Annotated in this window: 23 protein-coding genes; all 23 read right to left on the bottom strand. The window is 41.0% G+C overall.

What is annotated here, in order from left to right; all coding sequences use genetic code 11:
- Positions 1 to 5: 5 nt before the first annotated feature.
- The 23 genes from rplR to AC22L0_RS28370 all read right to left on the bottom strand — a co-directional run bounded on the left by rplR (position 6) and on the right by AC22L0_RS28370 (position 13,267).
- Complete coding sequence (gene rplR, locus AC22L0_RS28260; protein ID WP_000628816.1) at positions 6 to 368, bottom strand: 50S ribosomal protein L18; 363 nt, start codon at positions 366 to 368, stop codon at positions 6 to 8.
- A gap of 31 nt (positions 369 to 399) precedes the next feature.
- Positions 400 to 939 (bottom strand): 50S ribosomal protein L6, encoded by a 540-nt coding sequence (gene rplF, locus AC22L0_RS28265; protein ID WP_000086558.1) that lies wholly within the window; start codon positions 937 to 939, stop codon positions 400 to 402.
- A 32-nt stretch (positions 940 to 971) separates the two neighbouring features.
- Positions 972 to 1,370: a 30S ribosomal protein S8 gene (gene rpsH, locus AC22L0_RS28270; RefSeq protein ID WP_000245511.1), complete on the bottom strand. Its 399-nt coding sequence runs from the start codon at positions 1,368 to 1,370 to the stop codon at positions 972 to 974.
- Between the two features lie 29 nt (positions 1,371 to 1,399).
- Positions 1,400 to 1,585 carry a 30S ribosomal protein S14 gene (rpsN, locus tag AC22L0_RS28275; protein ID WP_001085700.1) on the bottom strand — a complete coding sequence of 62 codons (186 nt, stop codon included), beginning with the start codon at positions 1,583 to 1,585 and terminating at the stop codon, positions 1,400 to 1,402.
- Between the two features lie 33 nt (positions 1,586 to 1,618).
- Complete coding sequence (gene rplE / locus AC22L0_RS28280; RefSeq protein ID WP_001080831.1) at positions 1,619 to 2,158, bottom strand: 50S ribosomal protein L5; 540 nt, start codon at positions 2,156 to 2,158, stop codon at positions 1,619 to 1,621.
- 26 nt (positions 2,159 to 2,184) lie between these two features.
- Positions 2,185 to 2,496 carry a 50S ribosomal protein L24 gene (gene rplX, locus AC22L0_RS28285; protein ID WP_000558200.1) on the bottom strand — a complete coding sequence of 104 codons (312 nt, stop codon included), beginning with the start codon at positions 2,494 to 2,496 and terminating at the stop codon, positions 2,185 to 2,187.
- 38 nt (positions 2,497 to 2,534) lie between these two features.
- A complete protein-coding gene (gene rplN, locus AC22L0_RS28290; RefSeq protein WP_000615912.1) occupies positions 2,535 to 2,903 on the bottom strand; it encodes a 50S ribosomal protein L14 in 369 nt (122 codons plus the stop codon).
- A gap of 43 nt (positions 2,904 to 2,946) precedes the next feature.
- Positions 2,947 to 3,210, bottom strand: a complete 264-nt coding sequence (gene rpsQ, locus AC22L0_RS28295; protein WP_000004106.1) for a 30S ribosomal protein S17 — start codon at positions 3,208 to 3,210, stop codon at positions 2,947 to 2,949.
- Positions 3,211 to 3,230: 20 nt separating this feature from the next.
- Positions 3,231 to 3,431: a 50S ribosomal protein L29 gene (gene rpmC, locus AC22L0_RS28300; RefSeq protein ID WP_000855718.1), complete on the bottom strand. Its 201-nt coding sequence runs from the start codon at positions 3,429 to 3,431 to the stop codon at positions 3,231 to 3,233.
- A complete protein-coding gene (gene rplP, locus AC22L0_RS28305) occupies positions 3,421 to 3,855 on the bottom strand; it encodes a 50S ribosomal protein L16 (RefSeq protein ID WP_000928969.1) in 435 nt (144 codons plus the stop codon). Before rplP ends, rpmC begins: the two co-directional genes overlap by 11 nt.
- 1 nt (position 3,856) lies before the next feature.
- The gene (gene rpsC / locus AC22L0_RS28310) at positions 3,857 to 4,516 is read right to left on the bottom strand and encodes a 30S ribosomal protein S3 (protein ID WP_000529956.1); all 660 of its coding nucleotides are present in this window, start codon (positions 4,514 to 4,516) and stop codon (positions 3,857 to 3,859) included.
- Positions 4,517 to 4,519: 3 nt separating this feature from the next.
- Positions 4,520 to 4,861, bottom strand: a complete 342-nt coding sequence (rplV, locus tag AC22L0_RS28315; protein ID WP_001148024.1) for a 50S ribosomal protein L22 — start codon at positions 4,859 to 4,861, stop codon at positions 4,520 to 4,522.
- Positions 4,862 to 4,878: 17 nt separating this feature from the next.
- Entirely contained in the window at positions 4,879 to 5,157 is a 279-nt protein-coding gene (rpsS, locus tag AC22L0_RS28320) for a 30S ribosomal protein S19 (RefSeq protein ID WP_000124454.1), read from the bottom strand.
- A gap of 60 nt (positions 5,158 to 5,217) precedes the next feature.
- Positions 5,218 to 6,048, bottom strand: coding sequence for a 50S ribosomal protein L2 (gene rplB / locus AC22L0_RS28325; RefSeq protein ID WP_000511583.1), 831 nt, complete (start codon positions 6,046 to 6,048; stop codon positions 5,218 to 5,220).
- Between the two features lie 28 nt (positions 6,049 to 6,076).
- Entirely contained in the window at positions 6,077 to 6,367 is a 291-nt protein-coding gene (gene rplW, locus AC22L0_RS28330; protein ID WP_001205558.1) for a 50S ribosomal protein L23, read from the bottom strand.
- Positions 6,367 to 6,990, bottom strand: a complete 624-nt coding sequence (rplD, locus tag AC22L0_RS28335) for a 50S ribosomal protein L4 (RefSeq protein ID WP_001127258.1) — start codon at positions 6,988 to 6,990, stop codon at positions 6,367 to 6,369. The genes rplW and rplD overlap by 1 nt, the downstream gene beginning before the upstream one ends.
- Positions 6,991 to 7,015: 25 nt before the next feature.
- Positions 7,016 to 7,648, bottom strand: a complete 633-nt coding sequence (rplC, locus tag AC22L0_RS28340; RefSeq protein ID WP_000160207.1) for a 50S ribosomal protein L3 — start codon at positions 7,646 to 7,648, stop codon at positions 7,016 to 7,018.
- A 34-nt stretch (positions 7,649 to 7,682) separates the two neighbouring features.
- Positions 7,683 to 7,991, bottom strand: a complete 309-nt coding sequence (rpsJ, locus tag AC22L0_RS28345; protein ID WP_001040596.1) for a 30S ribosomal protein S10 — start codon at positions 7,989 to 7,991, stop codon at positions 7,683 to 7,685.
- Between the two features lie 398 nt (positions 7,992 to 8,389).
- Positions 8,390 to 9,577, bottom strand: a complete 1,188-nt coding sequence (tuf, locus tag AC22L0_RS28350) for an elongation factor Tu (protein ID WP_001029614.1) — start codon at positions 9,575 to 9,577, stop codon at positions 8,390 to 8,392.
- A gap of 117 nt (positions 9,578 to 9,694) precedes the next feature.
- A complete protein-coding gene (fusA, locus tag AC22L0_RS28355; protein ID WP_000090370.1) occupies positions 9,695 to 11,773 on the bottom strand; it encodes an elongation factor G in 2,079 nt (692 codons plus the stop codon).
- 208 nt (positions 11,774 to 11,981) lie between these two features.
- On the bottom strand, positions 11,982 to 12,452 hold the full coding sequence (rpsG, locus tag AC22L0_RS28360; RefSeq protein ID WP_001137491.1) for a 30S ribosomal protein S7: 471 nt from the start codon (positions 12,450 to 12,452) through the stop codon (positions 11,982 to 11,984).
- Between the two features lie 29 nt (positions 12,453 to 12,481).
- A complete protein-coding gene (rpsL, locus tag AC22L0_RS28365; RefSeq protein ID WP_001142341.1) occupies positions 12,482 to 12,904 on the bottom strand; it encodes a 30S ribosomal protein S12 in 423 nt (140 codons plus the stop codon).
- 114 nt (positions 12,905 to 13,018) lie between these two features.
- On the bottom strand, positions 13,019 to 13,267 hold the full coding sequence (locus tag AC22L0_RS28370; protein ID WP_000121837.1) for a 50S ribosomal protein L7ae-like protein: 249 nt from the start codon (positions 13,265 to 13,267) through the stop codon (positions 13,019 to 13,021).
- Between the last annotated feature and the right edge of the window lie 61 nt (positions 13,268 to 13,328).

Here is a 13,328-nt window from a genome sequence, read left to right on the forward strand (position 1 = left end):
GACCATTAAAATTGTAATCCAGCCTCACGAGCAGCTTCAGCTAGAGCTTTAACACGGCCATGGTATAAGTAACCACCGCGATCAAATACTACTTCTTTAACGCCTTTCTCTACAGCACGCTTAGCAACTGATTCTCCAACTTTCGTAGCAGCTTCAATATTGCTAGTACCGTTAAGAGCAAGGTCTTTATCAAGAGTAGATGCACTTACTAACGTTACACCATTCACATCATCAATAACTTGAGCGTAAATATGTTGGTTAGAACGGAACACGTTTAAACGTGGACGCTCTGCAGTACCAGTAAGTTTAGCACGTACACGTGCATGTCTTTTCTTACGAGTCGCATTTTTATCAGCTTTAGTGATCATTCTTGTCACTCCTTTCTCTCACCTAACGGGTTTACTTAGCAGTTTTACCTTCTTTACGACGAACAACTTCGCCTTCGTAACGAATACCTTTACCTTTGTAAGGCTCAGGAGCACGTACAGCACGGATGTTAGCAGCGAATTCGCCAACACGTTGCTTGTCGATACCTTTAATTACGATCTTAGTTGGTGCAGGTACTTCAACTTCAAGACCTGCTTCCGGAGTCATTTCTACTGGATGAGAATAACCTACGCTTAATACAAGTTTATCACCTTGTTTTTGAGCACGGTAACCAACACCGACTAATTCAAGTCCGCGTGCGAAACCTTCAGTTACACCTTCAACCATGTTTCCGATTAAAGCACGAGTTGTACCGTGTAATGCACGGTGTTCCTTCTGTTCAGATGGACGCTCAACTGTTAATGTATTCTCTTCAATTTTGATAAGCATATCAGCATTGAAAGTACGAGTTAATTCACCTTTAGGGCCTTTTACTGTTACAGTATTGTCTTCTGCAACTGTAATAGTAACACCTGCAGGGATTTCAAGAATCTTTTTACCAATACGAGACATGTGGTCACACCTCCGTTCGTTTTAAATATATATTACCAAACGTATGCTACTACTTCTCCACCAGTTTGTAATTGACGAGCGTCTTTGTCTGTCATTACTCCCTTAGATGTAGAAACAAGAGCGATACCTAATCCGTTAAGTACACGTGGTACTTCGTCAGCTTTAGCGTAAACGCGTAAGCCAGGTTTACTGATACGTTTTAATCCAGTGATTACACGTTCATTGTTTGCACCATATTTCAGGAAAATACGAAGGATACCTTGTTTGTTATCCTCGATGTATTCTACATCACGAATGAAACCTTCACGTTTTAAAAGTTCAGCGATCTCTTTTTTGATTTTAGAAGCAGGAACCTCTAATTTCTCATGACGTACCATGTTCGCATTACGGATGCGAGTAAGCATGTCTGCAATTGGATCTGTCATCACCATGTGTTTTACCTCCTTCCCATTTGTGGGTTTTACCAACTAGCTTTTTTAACACCAGGAATTTGACCTTTATATGCAAGTTCACGGAAACAAATACGGCAAAGTTTAAATTTGCGGTATACAGAATGCGGACGACCGCAGCGTTCGCAACGTGTATACTCTTGTACTTTAAACTTAGGAGTACGCTTTTGTTTCGCTATCATAGATTTTTTAGCCACGTTTTCGCCTCCTCTACTTAGCGTTGGCTTCCATTATTTTTGGAATGGCATACCGAATTGTGTTAAAAGTTCACGAGCTTCTTCATCAGTTTTCGCTGTAGTAACGATTACGATGTCCATACCGCGGACTTTGCTTACTTTATCATAATCAATCTCAGGGAAAATAAGTTGCTCTTTAACACCTAATGTATAGTTTCCACGACCATCGAATGATTTCTTAGAAACACCACGGAAATCACGTACACGTGGTAAAGAAACTGATACTAATTTGTCGAAGAACTCATACATTTGCTCGCCGCGTAAAGTTACTTTCGCACCGATTGGCATACCTTCACGAAGACGGAAACCAGCGATTGATTTTTTAGCACGAGTTACAACAGGTTTTTGACCTGTGATTTGTGTTAATTCTTCTACTGCGTTGTCTAACGCTTTTGAGTTAGATACCGCGTCACCAACACCAGTGTTGATTACGATCTTTTCGATTTTTGGTACCTGCATTACAGATTTATAGTTAAACTTGCTCACTAGAGCAGGAGTAATTTCCTTTTGGAACTTCTCTTTAAGGCGATTCAATGAAGTGACCTCCTTTCTTAAGAAAATTATTTATCTAATAATTCACCAGATTTTTTTGCAATACGAACTTTTTTACCATCTTCTACTTTGAAGCCTACACGAGTAGGTTCACCTGTTTTCGGATCTAAAATCATAACGTTAGAAACGTGAATAGGTGCTTCTTTAGTAATAATTCCACCTTGTGGATTTAATTGAGATGGCTTAGAGTGCTTCTTAACGATATTGACACCCTCAACGATAACACGGTTTTGCTTTGGGAAAGCCACAAGGATAACGCCTTGTTTTCCTTTGTCTTTACCAGTGATTACCTGTACTTTATCACCTTTTTTTACATGCATCTTAATTCTGCACCTCCTTAGCAAGGCAATACCTTAAATTATAGAACTTCTGGAGCTAAAGAAACGATCTTCATGAAGTTGCTATCACGTAATTCACGAGCTACTGGTCCGAAGATACGAGTACCACGTGGGCTCTTATCGTCTTTAATGATAACCGCTGCGTTTTCATCAAATTTGATGTAAGAACCGTCCGGACGACGAGCTCCGCTCTTCGTACGTACCACTACTGCTTTAACAACGTCACCTTTTTTAACAACGCCACCTGGTGTTGCTTGTTTTACCGTAGCAACGATAATGTCACCAATGTTAGCATATTTACGACCAGAGCCGCCTAATACTTTAATTGTTAAAAGTTCACGTGCACCAGAGTTGTCAGCAACTTTCAAACGAGATTCTTGTTGGATCATGTTATGAAACCTCCCTTCGGACTAAAAATTCCGATTCGTCTATTTAGATAATAACCGCTTCTTCAACGATTTCAACTAAACGGAAACGCTTAGTAGCAGAAAGCGGGCGAGTTTCCATGATTTTAACGATATCGCCAAGTTTCGCTTGGTTTTGCTCATCATGGGCTTTGTACTTCTTAGAATACTTAACACGTTTTCCGTACAAGGAATGAGTTTTGTAAGTTTCAACTAAAACTGTAATCGTTTTGTCCATTTTGTCAGACACTACACGACCAGTATAAACTTTGCGTTGGTTACGTTCGCTCACTATGCAAACCTCCCCTCAATTTATCGATTAATTCCGATCTCTCTTTCACGAACTACAGTTTTCATACGAGCAATTGCTTTACGCACTTCACGAATGCGAGTTGGATTCTCTAATTGTCCTGTAGCAAGTTGGAAGCGAAGATTAAACAACTCTTCCTTTAAAGCTTTAACTTTTGTTTCGATTTCGGCAGTGGTTAATTCACGAATATCATTAGTTTTCATTAGATTCACCACCATTTTCTTCACGTTTTACGAATTTACATTTCACAGGTAACTTGTGAGCTGCAAGACGTAATGCTTCGCGTGCTACCTCTTCAGATACACCCGCGATTTCGAACATAATTTTCCCAGGTTTTACTACTGCTACCCAGCCTTCTGGTGCCCCTTTACCGGAACCCATACGTACTTCTAGAGGTTTTGCAGTGTAAGGTTTAGAAGGGAAAATTTTAATCCATACTTTACCGCCACGTTTCATGTAACGAGTCATTGCACGACGAGCAGCTTCGATTTGACGGTTTGTAATCCATGAAGCAGCTTGTGCTTGTAAACCGAATTCACCGAAAGCAATTTCAGTTCCACCTTTAGCACGACCACGCATTTTACCACGATGCTCTCTACGATATTTTACGCGTTTTGGCATTAACATATTATTTTCCTCCTTCCTCAGAAGCTTTCTTTTTTGTAGGAAGGACTTCTCCACGGTAGATCCATACTTTTACGCCTAATTTACCGTATGTTGTATCAGCTTCAACTGCTGCATAGTCAATATCAGCGCGAAGTGTATGAAGTGGAACAGTTCCTTCACTGTAAGATTCTGCACGAGCGATATCAGCTCCGCCAAGACGACCAGAAACCTGTGTTTTAATACCTTTAGCACCTGCACGCATAGCACGTTGAATAACTTGCTTTTGTGCACGACGGAATGATACACGGTTTTCTAATTGACGAGCGATGTTTTCGCCTACTAATTTAGCGTTAAGATCAGCTCTCTTAACTTCTAAAATGTTGATGTGTACACGCTTGCCTGTTAATTGGTTAAGAGCTTTACGAAGTGCTTCAACTTCAGTACCACCTTTACCAATTACCATACCAGGTTTTGCAGTGTGAATTGTAACATTTACACGATTTGCTGCACGTTCGATTTCTACTTTAGCAACAGCAGAATCTTTTAAGCGTACATTAATGTACTCACGGATTTTGATGTCTTCATGTAATAATGTAGCGTAATCTTTCTCAGCGAACCAACGAGATTCCCAGTCACGGATAACGCCGACACGAAGACCAATTGGATTAACCTTTTGACCCATCGATTATCCCTCCTTCTTTTCTGATACCACAACTGTGATGTGGCTTGTGCGTTTGTTAATTTGGCTTGCACGACCCATTGCACGTGGACGGAAACGTTTTAACGTTGGACCTTCGTCAACGAAAACTTTTTCAACAACTAGGTTGTTAATGTCCATCTCATAATTGTGCTCTGCATTTGCGATTGCAGATTTTAAAACTTTTTCTACAACTGGAGAAGCAGTTTTTGGTGTGTGGTTAAGGATAGCAATCGCTTCACCCACTTGCTTACCTCGGATTAAGTCTACTACTAAACGAACTTTACGAGGAGCAATACGAACTGTTCTCGCTACTGCTTTAGCTTGCATTGAAGTGCCTCCTCTCATTATCTTCTAGTTTTCTTATCGTCAGCAAGGTGACCTTTGTACGTACGAGTTGGTGCGAATTCACCTAACTTATGGCCAACCATATCCTCAGTGATGTACACAGGTACGTGTTTACGACCATCATATACAGCGATTGTGTGTCCGATGAACTGAGGGAAGATTGTTGAACGGCGAGACCAAGTTTTAACAACTTGTTTTTGCTCAGATGCAACTAATTTTTCCATTTTGCTCATTAAGTGATCATCGACAAATGGTCCTTTTTTTAAGCTACGAGCCATTTTGGTGCCTCCCTTCGTGATTGGCGTACGGTTCTAGAAATGAACCGTACTACAATCCCATTATTTTTTACGACGACGAACGATGAATTTGTCAGACGCTTTGTTTTTCTTACGAGTCTTGAATCCAAGAGTTGGTTTACCCCATGGAGACATTGGAGACTTACGTCCGATTGGAGAACGTCCTTCACCACCACCGTGTGGGTGATCAACCGGGTTCATTACAGAACCACGAACTGTTGGGCGTTTACCTAACCAGCGAGAGCGACCTGCTTTACCGATTTTGATAAGTTCGTGTTGTTCGTTACCTACTTGACCGATTGAAGCGCGACAAGCAGATAATACAAGACGTACTTCACCAGAAGTTAAACGTACAAGTACGTATTTACCTTCTTTACCAAGTACTTGAGCAGATGTACCAGCAGAACGAACTAATTGTCCGCCACGACCAGGCTTAAGCTCGATGTTATGAACAACAGTACCTACTGGAATGTTGATTAATGGTAATGCGTTACCGATTTTAATGTCAGCTTCTGGGCCAGACATAACTTCCATACCTACTTCTAAAGATTTAGGAGCAAGAATGTAACGTTTTTCACCGTCAACGTAGTTAATTAATGCGATATTCGCAGAGCGGTTTGGATCGTATTCGATCGTAGCAACGCGTCCTGGAATTCCATCTTTGTTACGCTTAAAGTCGATGATACGGTATTGACGCTTATGTCCGCCACCTTGATGACGTACAGTGATTTTACCTTGGTTATTACGACCAGCCTTCTTGCTTAAAGGAGCAAGTAATGACTTTTCGGGTCTATCAGTCGTGATTTCAGCGAAATCATTCGTAGTCATATTACGACGACCGTTAGTAGTTGGATTATACTTTTTGATTCCCATCTCAATTTCCCTCCTTCTTTAGTAAGAATTAAACGCCTTGGAAGATTTCGATTTCTTTGCTGTCAGCAGTTAGCTTAACGATTGCTTTACGACGACGGCTAGTAAAACCAGCGTGACGACCAACGCGTTTTGCTTTCGGCTTGTAGTTCATGATGTTCACTTTTTCTACTTTAACACCAAAGATCGCTTCAAGAGCATCTTTAACTTCTGTTTTATTAGATTTAACGTCCACATCGAACGTGTATTTTTTTTCAGCCATCATTTCCATAGAACGTTCAGTGATAACTGGGCGCTTAATGATATCACGAGGATCTCTCATTATGCAAGCACCTCCTCTACTTTTTCCACTGCCGCTTTTGTCATGATTAGCTTATCATGATGAAGCACGTCTAAAACGTTTACGCCATCAGCAGTGATTACTGTTACTCCAGGGATATTGCGAGCAGATAACTCTACAGATTCGTTTGCATCAGCAGTTACGATAAGAGCTTTCTTCTCAACAGTTAATCCTTTAAGTACTGCTAGCATATCTTTTGTTTTTGGTGCATTTAACACTAGGTCTTCAAGAACTACAATGTTGTTCTCAACTACTTTAGTAGCTAATGCAGATTTGATTGCTAAACGACGAACTTTCTTAGGAAGTTTGTACGCATAGCTTCTTGGTGTAGGTCCGAATACCGTACCACCACCACGCCATTGAGGAGAGCGGATAGACCCTTGACGAGCACGTCCAGTTCCTTTTTGACGCCATGGTTTACGACCACCACCGCGAACTTCAGAGCGAGTTTTTACTTTGTGTGTACCTTGACGTAAAGATGCACGTTGCATCATTACAGCTTCGAAAAGTACAGCTTCATTTGGTTCGATACCGAAAATAGCTTCAGCTAATTCGATTTCACCAACCTGTGAACCAGTTTGGTTATATACAGTAACTTTTGGCATTGGAATTCCTCCTTCCTATTGTGAATTATTTGCTAACCTTCACAGCGCCTTGAACAACTACAAGAGATTTCTTAGCACCTGGAACGTTACCTTTTACTAATAATAAGTTGCGCTCAGTGTCAACTTGAACGATTTCTAAGTTTTGGATAGTAACTTGGTCTCCACCCATACGTCCAGCAAGTTTTTTGCCTTTGAATACACGGTTTGGAGCAACTGGGCCCATTGAACCTGGACGACGGTGATAGCGAGAACCATGAGACATAGGTCCGCGAGATTGTCCGTGGCGTTTGATAACACCTTGGAAACCTTTACCTTTAGAAATTCCTGTTACATCAACGATTTCACCTGTAGCGAATACGTCAACTTTTACCTCTTGACCAACCTCTAATCCGTCCACGTCTGCATCGCGGATTTCGCGAATGAAGCGCTTAGGAGTTGTAGATGCTTTAGCAGTGTGGCCTTGTTCAGGTTTGTTAGTTAACTTTTCACGTTTATCTTCAAATCCTAACTGGATTGCATTGTAGCCATCAGTTTCAGTTGTTTTCTTTTGAAGAACAACGTTTGGATTAGCAGCGATAACTGTTACTGGGATTAACTCACCGTTCTCAGCAAATACTTGAGTCATACCGATCTTTCTTCCTAAGATTCCTTTGGTCATGAGTTACACCTCCTACATTTTTAAGTTATATAAATTATAGTTTGATTTCGATATCTACACCAGATGGTAAGTCTAAACGCATTAATGAATCTACTGTTTGTGGAGTAGGACTCACGATGTCGATTAGACGTTTGTGCGTGCGCATTTCGAATTGCTCACGAGAATCTTTGTACTTATGAACAGCACGAAGAATTGTGTAAACAGTTTTTTCAGTTGGTAATGGGATCGGACCAGAAACTGTTGCCCCAGAACGCTTAGCTGTTTCTACAATTTTCTCAGCTGACTGATCAAGAATACGGTGATCGTAAGCTTTTAAACGGATACGAATTTTTTCTTTTGCCATTATTTTCCCTCCTTCGTTCGCCTATTTCTAAAATAGACCTTCTCCATGGAAATTTCCCCACACCATGCCATGGCAAAGCGGCCGGGTGTGTCAGCAACCTTCCACTTCATCGCAGTCAAAGACCAACATTGTCTATTATACAATGTTATTCGTCTAGATGCAAGCATCTTTTTGTTTACATCTGCTTTTCTCTACTTTTGCTATTATACATGGCACTTTAAAGAATTTCAAGTTTTCATCTAACAGAATTTATTTTACAGTTTCTGGATTATCTTTTGTTGTTTTTATATTACTATAGAAGAAACTCGTCAAAACAAAAAAACACTCTCTTCTCCCTTATATAAACGCAAACAAAAAACCTAAGGGAAAATCCCTTAGGTTTTTTATATCAGTTAAGATTACTCAACGATAGTAGCAACTACACCGTAACCTACTGTACGTCCACCTTCACGAATAGAGAATTTAGTTCCCTCTTCGATAGCGATTGGAGCGATAAGTTCGATAGTCATTTCGATGTTGTCACCAGGCATTACCATTTCAGTACCTTCTGGTAATTGGATGATACCAGTTACGTCAGTTGTACGGAAGTAGAACTGAGGACGGTAGTTAGCGAAGAATGGAGTGTGACGTCCACCTTCTTCTTTAGATAATACGAAAACTTCAGCTTTGAATTTAGCGTGAGCTTTTACAGAACCGCTTTTTGCAAGTACTTGTCCACGTTGGATGTCTTCACGAGCAACCCCACGAAGTAAAGCACCGATGTTGTCTCCAGCTTGAGCTTGGTCAAGAAGTTTACGGAACATCTCTACACCAGTTACAGTTGTAGAAGCATTTTCTTCAGCAAGACCGATGATTTCTACTACGTCACCAACTTTAACGATACCGCGCTCAACACGACCAGTAGCAACTGTACCACGACCTGTGATAGAGAATACGTCCTCTACAGGCATTAAGAATGGTTTGTCAGTTTCACGTTCTGGAGTTGGGATGTAAGCATCAACTTCAGCCATTAATTCAATGATTTTTGCTTCCCAATCAGCTTCTCCTTGAAGAGCTTTAAGAGCAGAACCTTTGATTACAGGAATGTCGTCGCCTGGGAATCCGTATTCAGATAATAGGTCGCGAACTTCCATTTCTACTAATTCTAATAATTCTTCGTCATCTACCATGTCGCATTTGTTTAAGAATACAACGATGTAAGGAACACCTACTTGACGAGAAAGAAGGATGTGCTCACGTGTTTGAGGCATTGGGCCATCAGCAGCAGATACTACTAAGATACCGCCGTCCATTTGAGCAGCACCAGTGATCATGTTTTTAACATAGTCAGCGTGACCTGGGCAGTCAACGTGTGCATAGTGACGAGTTTCAGTTTCGTACTCAACGTGTGCAGTTGAGATTGTGATACCGCGCTCTCTTTCTTCTGGAGCAGCATCGATTTGATCGTATCCGCGTGCTTCAGCACCACCAGCTTTTGCAAGAACTGTAGTGATCGCAGCAGTTAATGTAGTTTTACCATGGTCAACGTGGCCGATTGTACCGATGTTAACATGGGGTTTAGAACGTTCGAATTTAGCTTTAGCCATTCTAAATTCCTCCTTAGTTTATATAGGTTATTTTATATTTAGACTAGAAAGTGAAACTTACGTCCCACTTTCTAAGCTTACATAAGTAGTTATACTTGAACAATCGATAAAAATCAATTATTCACCTTTATTTTTTTTGATAATTTCTTCAGAAACAGACTTTGGTACTTCTTCATAGTGGTCAAACACCATAGAGAATGTTCCGCGTCCTTGAGTGTTAGAACGTAATGACGTTGCATAACCGAACATTTCAGAAAGTGGAACCATAGCGCGAACAACTTGTGCGTTACCGCGAGCTTCCATACCTTCTACACGTCCACGACGAGATGTTACGTCACCCATAATGTCACCCATGTACTCTTCAGGAATTACAACTTCAACTTTCATCATTGGCTCAAGAATTACTGGGCTACATTTAGAAACCGCAGCTTTAAGTGCCATAGATGCAGCGATTTTGAACGCCATCTCAGATGAATCGACATCATGGTAAGATCCGTCAACTAATGCAGCTTTAATGTCAACTAGTGGATAACCAGCTAGTACACCATTTTTAAGTGCATCTTCAAGACCTGCTCCAACAGCTGGGATGTATTCACGAGGAACTACACCACCGACGATCTTGTTTTCGAATTCGAATCCTTTACCTTCTTCGTTAGGTTCAAACTCAATCCAAACGTGACCGAATTGTCCACGACCACCAGATTGACGAGCGAACTTACCTTCAACTTTCGCAGCAGCGCGGAAAGTCTCACGGTATGCTACCTGAGGAGCACCAACGTTTGCTTCCACTTTGAATTCACGACGCATACGGTCAACGATGATATCAAGGTGAAGTTCACCCATACCAGCGATGATAGTTTGGCCAGTTTCTTGGTCAGTGTGAGCACGGAATGTTGGATCTTCTTCAGAAAGCTTAGATAATGCTGTACCCATTTTATCTTGGTCAGCTTTAGATTTTGGTTCGATAGCTACAGAGATAACTGGCTCTGGGAATTCCATAGACTCAAGGATAACAAGGCTCTTCTCGTCACAAAGAGTATCACCAGTAGTAGTATCTTTTAAACCTACAGCAGCAGCGATATCACCAGCGTAAACTGTTGAAATCTCTTCACGGCTGTTAGCGTGCATTTGTAGGATACGACCTACACGCTCACGCTTACCTTTAGTTGAGTTTTTCACGTATGATCCAGAGTTTAACACACCAGAGTACACACGGAAGAACGTTAACTTACCAACATAAGGGTCAGTCATGATTTTGAATGCTAAAGCTGCGAATGGTTCTTCATCGCTAGACTTACGTTCTACTTCTTCATCTGTATCCGGTAGAGTACCTTTAATAGCAGGTACATCTAGTGGAGATGGAAGGTAGTCGATAACTGCGTCTAACAGAATTTGAACACCTTTGTTTTTGAATGCAGAACCACAGATTACTGGGAAGAATTCTACAGAAGTTGTAGCCTTACGGATACCAGCTTTAAGCTCTTCTACAGTGATTTCTTCACCTTCTAGGTACTTCATCATCATTTCTTCATCAAGCTCAGCTACCGCTTCAATAAGTTTTCCACGGTATTCTTCAGCTAATTCTTTGTGCTCTTCAGGAATTTCAACACGTTGAATGTCTGTTCCTAAATCGTTACCGTACATGTAAGCACACTCTTCAACAAGGTCAATGATACCATTGAACTCATCTTCAGCACCGATTGGTAACTGAATTGGATGTGCGTTTGCTTGTAAACGATCGTGGATTGTTCCTACAGAGTATAAGAAATCTGCACCGATCTTATCCATTTTGTTAACGAATACGATACGAGGTACGCCGTAAGTAGTAGCCTGACGCCAAACAGTTTCTGTTTGTGGTTCTACACCAGATTGCGCATCAAGTACTGCTACAGCGCCATCAAGTACGCGTAAAGAACGTTCTACTTCTACTGTGAAATCTACGTGTCCTGGAGTATCAATGATGTTTACACGATGACCTTTCCATTGTGCTGTAGTTGCAGCAGAAGTAATTGTGATACCACGCTCTTGCTCTTGCTCCATCCAGTCCATCTGAGATGCACCTTCGTGAGTTTCACCGATTTTATGAATACGTCCTGTGTAGTACAGAATACGCTCAGTTGCTGTTGTTTTACCAGCATCGATGTGAGCCATGATACCAATATTACGAGTGTTTTCTAAAGAGAACTCTCTTGCCATTTGGTGTCTTGCTCCTTCCATATATGGATTGGATTTTTTTATTTTAAGTAGCAAAAAAGCCACTTTATATTGTTACACATGTCAGTATGTCCAGTACTCTCATTATGTAAAACGAGCGCCCGATGAAAGGGAGAGGCATTCTCCCTCTCCACACTTCCATAAGCGACAAATAAAGCGGTTTATGCTTACATTTATTTTACGTTGAATCCTACCAACGGTAATGAGCAAATGCTTTGTTAGCTTCTGCCATTTTATGAGTGTCTTCACGTTTCTTAACAGATGCACCAGCGTTGTTAGCTGCATCTAAGATTTCGTTAGCAAGACGCTCTTCCATAGTTTTTTCACCACGAAGACGAGCGTAGTTTACTAACCAACGAAGACCTAAAGTTGTACGGCGTTCTGGACGAACCTCAACTGGAACTTGGTAGTTAGCACCACCAACACGACGAGCGCGTACTTCAAGAACAGGCATGATGTTCTTAAGAGCTTGCTCGAATACTTCCATTGGCTCTTTACCAGTACGTTCGTTTACGATATCGAACGCATTATAAAGAATTGTTTGAGATTTACCTTTTTTACCGTCAACCATCATTTTGTTGATAAGGCGTGTTACTAGCTTCGAATTGTACATTGGATCTGGTAACACGTCACGTTTCGCAACAGGTCCTTTACGAGGCATATTGAGTTCCTCCTTTCATTTTAAAGTTATTATTTTTTAGCAGGTTTTGGTCTCTTAGTACCATATTTAGAACGTCCTTGCATACGTTTGTCAACACCAGCTGTGTCAAGCGCACCACGAACGATGTGGTAACGTACCCCCGGTAAATCCTTTACACGACCACCGCGAATTAATACTACGCTATGCTCTTGTAGGTTATGACCGATACCTGGGATGTAAGCTGTAACCTCGATACCGTTTGTTAAACGTACACGAGCGTATTTACGTAACGCTGAGTTAGGTTTCTTTGGAGTCATTGTACCAACACGAGTACATACACCACGTTTTTGAGGTGCAGAGATATCAGTTGATTTTTTCTTTAAAGAGTTAAAACCTTTGTTTAACGCAGGTGATTTAGATTTCCATACTTTATCAGTACGACCATTTCTCACTAATTGGTTAATAGTAGGCATTTGATTATCCTCCCTTCGCATGTTTGTATGACCACATATCCAGGTGGTTCATTATTAGTTGAAAACAAAGTTTTTGCAAGGAAGAGCAAATGCTCTCTCCTCACAAAAACAGTTTTAACTTATTATTCCTATTGCTGAAGCTCCCACTTGAATCCCCGAAGCTTTACCAAGCTTACGAACTGATTCAACTTTTGTTATGGGCACGTTATATTGCATTGCAACACGAATGATAGCATGGGTTAACCGCATGTCAGCATCCTCTGCGATGACAACTTCTTTAACTGTACCATTTTTGATTGCCTCCAATGTGCGTTTATGACCAACGACTACATTTTCAGCAGTTGATACTTTTTGATAAGACATATAAATATCCTCCAAAGCATCGTTCAGGAGCAACCTTGATTATAGTAACATTTTGACTCAT

The organism is Bacillus sp. LQ01, assembly GCF_057624735.1.

Excerpts from the sequence above, each read along its gene's own strand:
- rplD (WP_001127258.1), bottom strand. The coding sequence starts at position 6,990 with ATGCCAAAAGTTACTGTATATAACCAAACTGGTTCACAGGTTGGTGAA.
- rplB (WP_000511583.1), bottom strand. The coding sequence starts at position 6,048 with ATGGGAATCAAAAAGTATAATCCAACTACTAACGGTCGTCGTAATATG.
- tuf (WP_001029614.1), bottom strand. The coding sequence starts at position 9,577 with ATGGCTAAAGCTAAATTCGAACGTTCTAAACCCCATGTTAACATCGGT.
- rplW (WP_001205558.1), bottom strand. The coding sequence starts at position 6,367 with ATGAGAGATCCTCGTGATATCATTAAGCGCCCAGTTATCACTGAACGT.
- rplX (WP_000558200.1), bottom strand. The coding sequence starts at position 2,496 with ATGCATGTAAAAAAAGGTGATAAAGTACAGGTAATCACTGGTAAAGAC.
- rpsH (WP_000245511.1), bottom strand. The coding sequence starts at position 1,370 with ATGGTGATGACAGATCCAATTGCAGACATGCTTACTCGCATCCGTAAT.
- rpsS (WP_000124454.1), bottom strand. The coding sequence starts at position 5,157 with ATGGCTCGTAGCTTAAAAAAAGGACCATTTGTCGATGATCACTTAATG.
- rpsG (WP_001137491.1), bottom strand. The coding sequence starts at position 12,452 with ATGCCTCGTAAAGGACCTGTTGCGAAACGTGACGTGTTACCAGATCCA.
- fusA (WP_000090370.1), bottom strand. The coding sequence starts at position 11,773 with ATGGCAAGAGAGTTCTCTTTAGAAAACACTCGTAATATTGGTATCATG.
- rplC (WP_000160207.1), bottom strand. The coding sequence starts at position 7,648 with ATGACCAAAGGAATCTTAGGAAGAAAGATCGGTATGACTCAAGTATTT.
- AC22L0_RS28370 (WP_000121837.1), bottom strand. The coding sequence starts at position 13,267 with ATGTCTTATCAAAAAGTATCAACTGCTGAAAATGTAGTCGTTGGTCAT.
- rpmC (WP_000855718.1), bottom strand. The coding sequence starts at position 3,431 with ATGAAAACTAATGATATTCGTGAATTAACCACTGCCGAAATCGAAACA.
- rpsC (WP_000529956.1), bottom strand. The coding sequence starts at position 4,516 with ATGGGTCAAAAGGTTAATCCAATTGGTCTTCGTGTCGGCGTTATCCGT.
- rplP (WP_000928969.1), bottom strand. The coding sequence starts at position 3,855 with ATGTTAATGCCAAAACGCGTAAAATATCGTAGAGAGCATCGTGGTAAA.
- rpsJ (WP_001040596.1), bottom strand. The coding sequence starts at position 7,991 with ATGGCAAAAGAAAAAATTCGTATCCGTTTAAAAGCTTACGATCACCGT.
- rplR (WP_000628816.1), bottom strand. The coding sequence starts at position 368 with ATGATCACTAAAGCTGATAAAAATGCGACTCGTAAGAAAAGACATGCA.
- rpsL (WP_001142341.1), bottom strand. The coding sequence starts at position 12,904 with ATGCCTACTATTAACCAATTAGTGAGAAATGGTCGTACTGATAAAGTA.
- rplN (WP_000615912.1), bottom strand. The coding sequence starts at position 2,903 with ATGATCCAACAAGAATCTCGTTTGAAAGTTGCTGACAACTCTGGTGCA.
- rplF (WP_000086558.1), bottom strand. The coding sequence starts at position 939 with ATGTCTCGTATTGGTAAAAAGATTCTTGAAATCCCTGCAGGTGTTACT.
- rplV (WP_001148024.1), bottom strand. The coding sequence starts at position 4,861 with ATGCAAGCTAAAGCAGTAGCGAGAACAGTTCGTATTGCTCCTCGTAAA.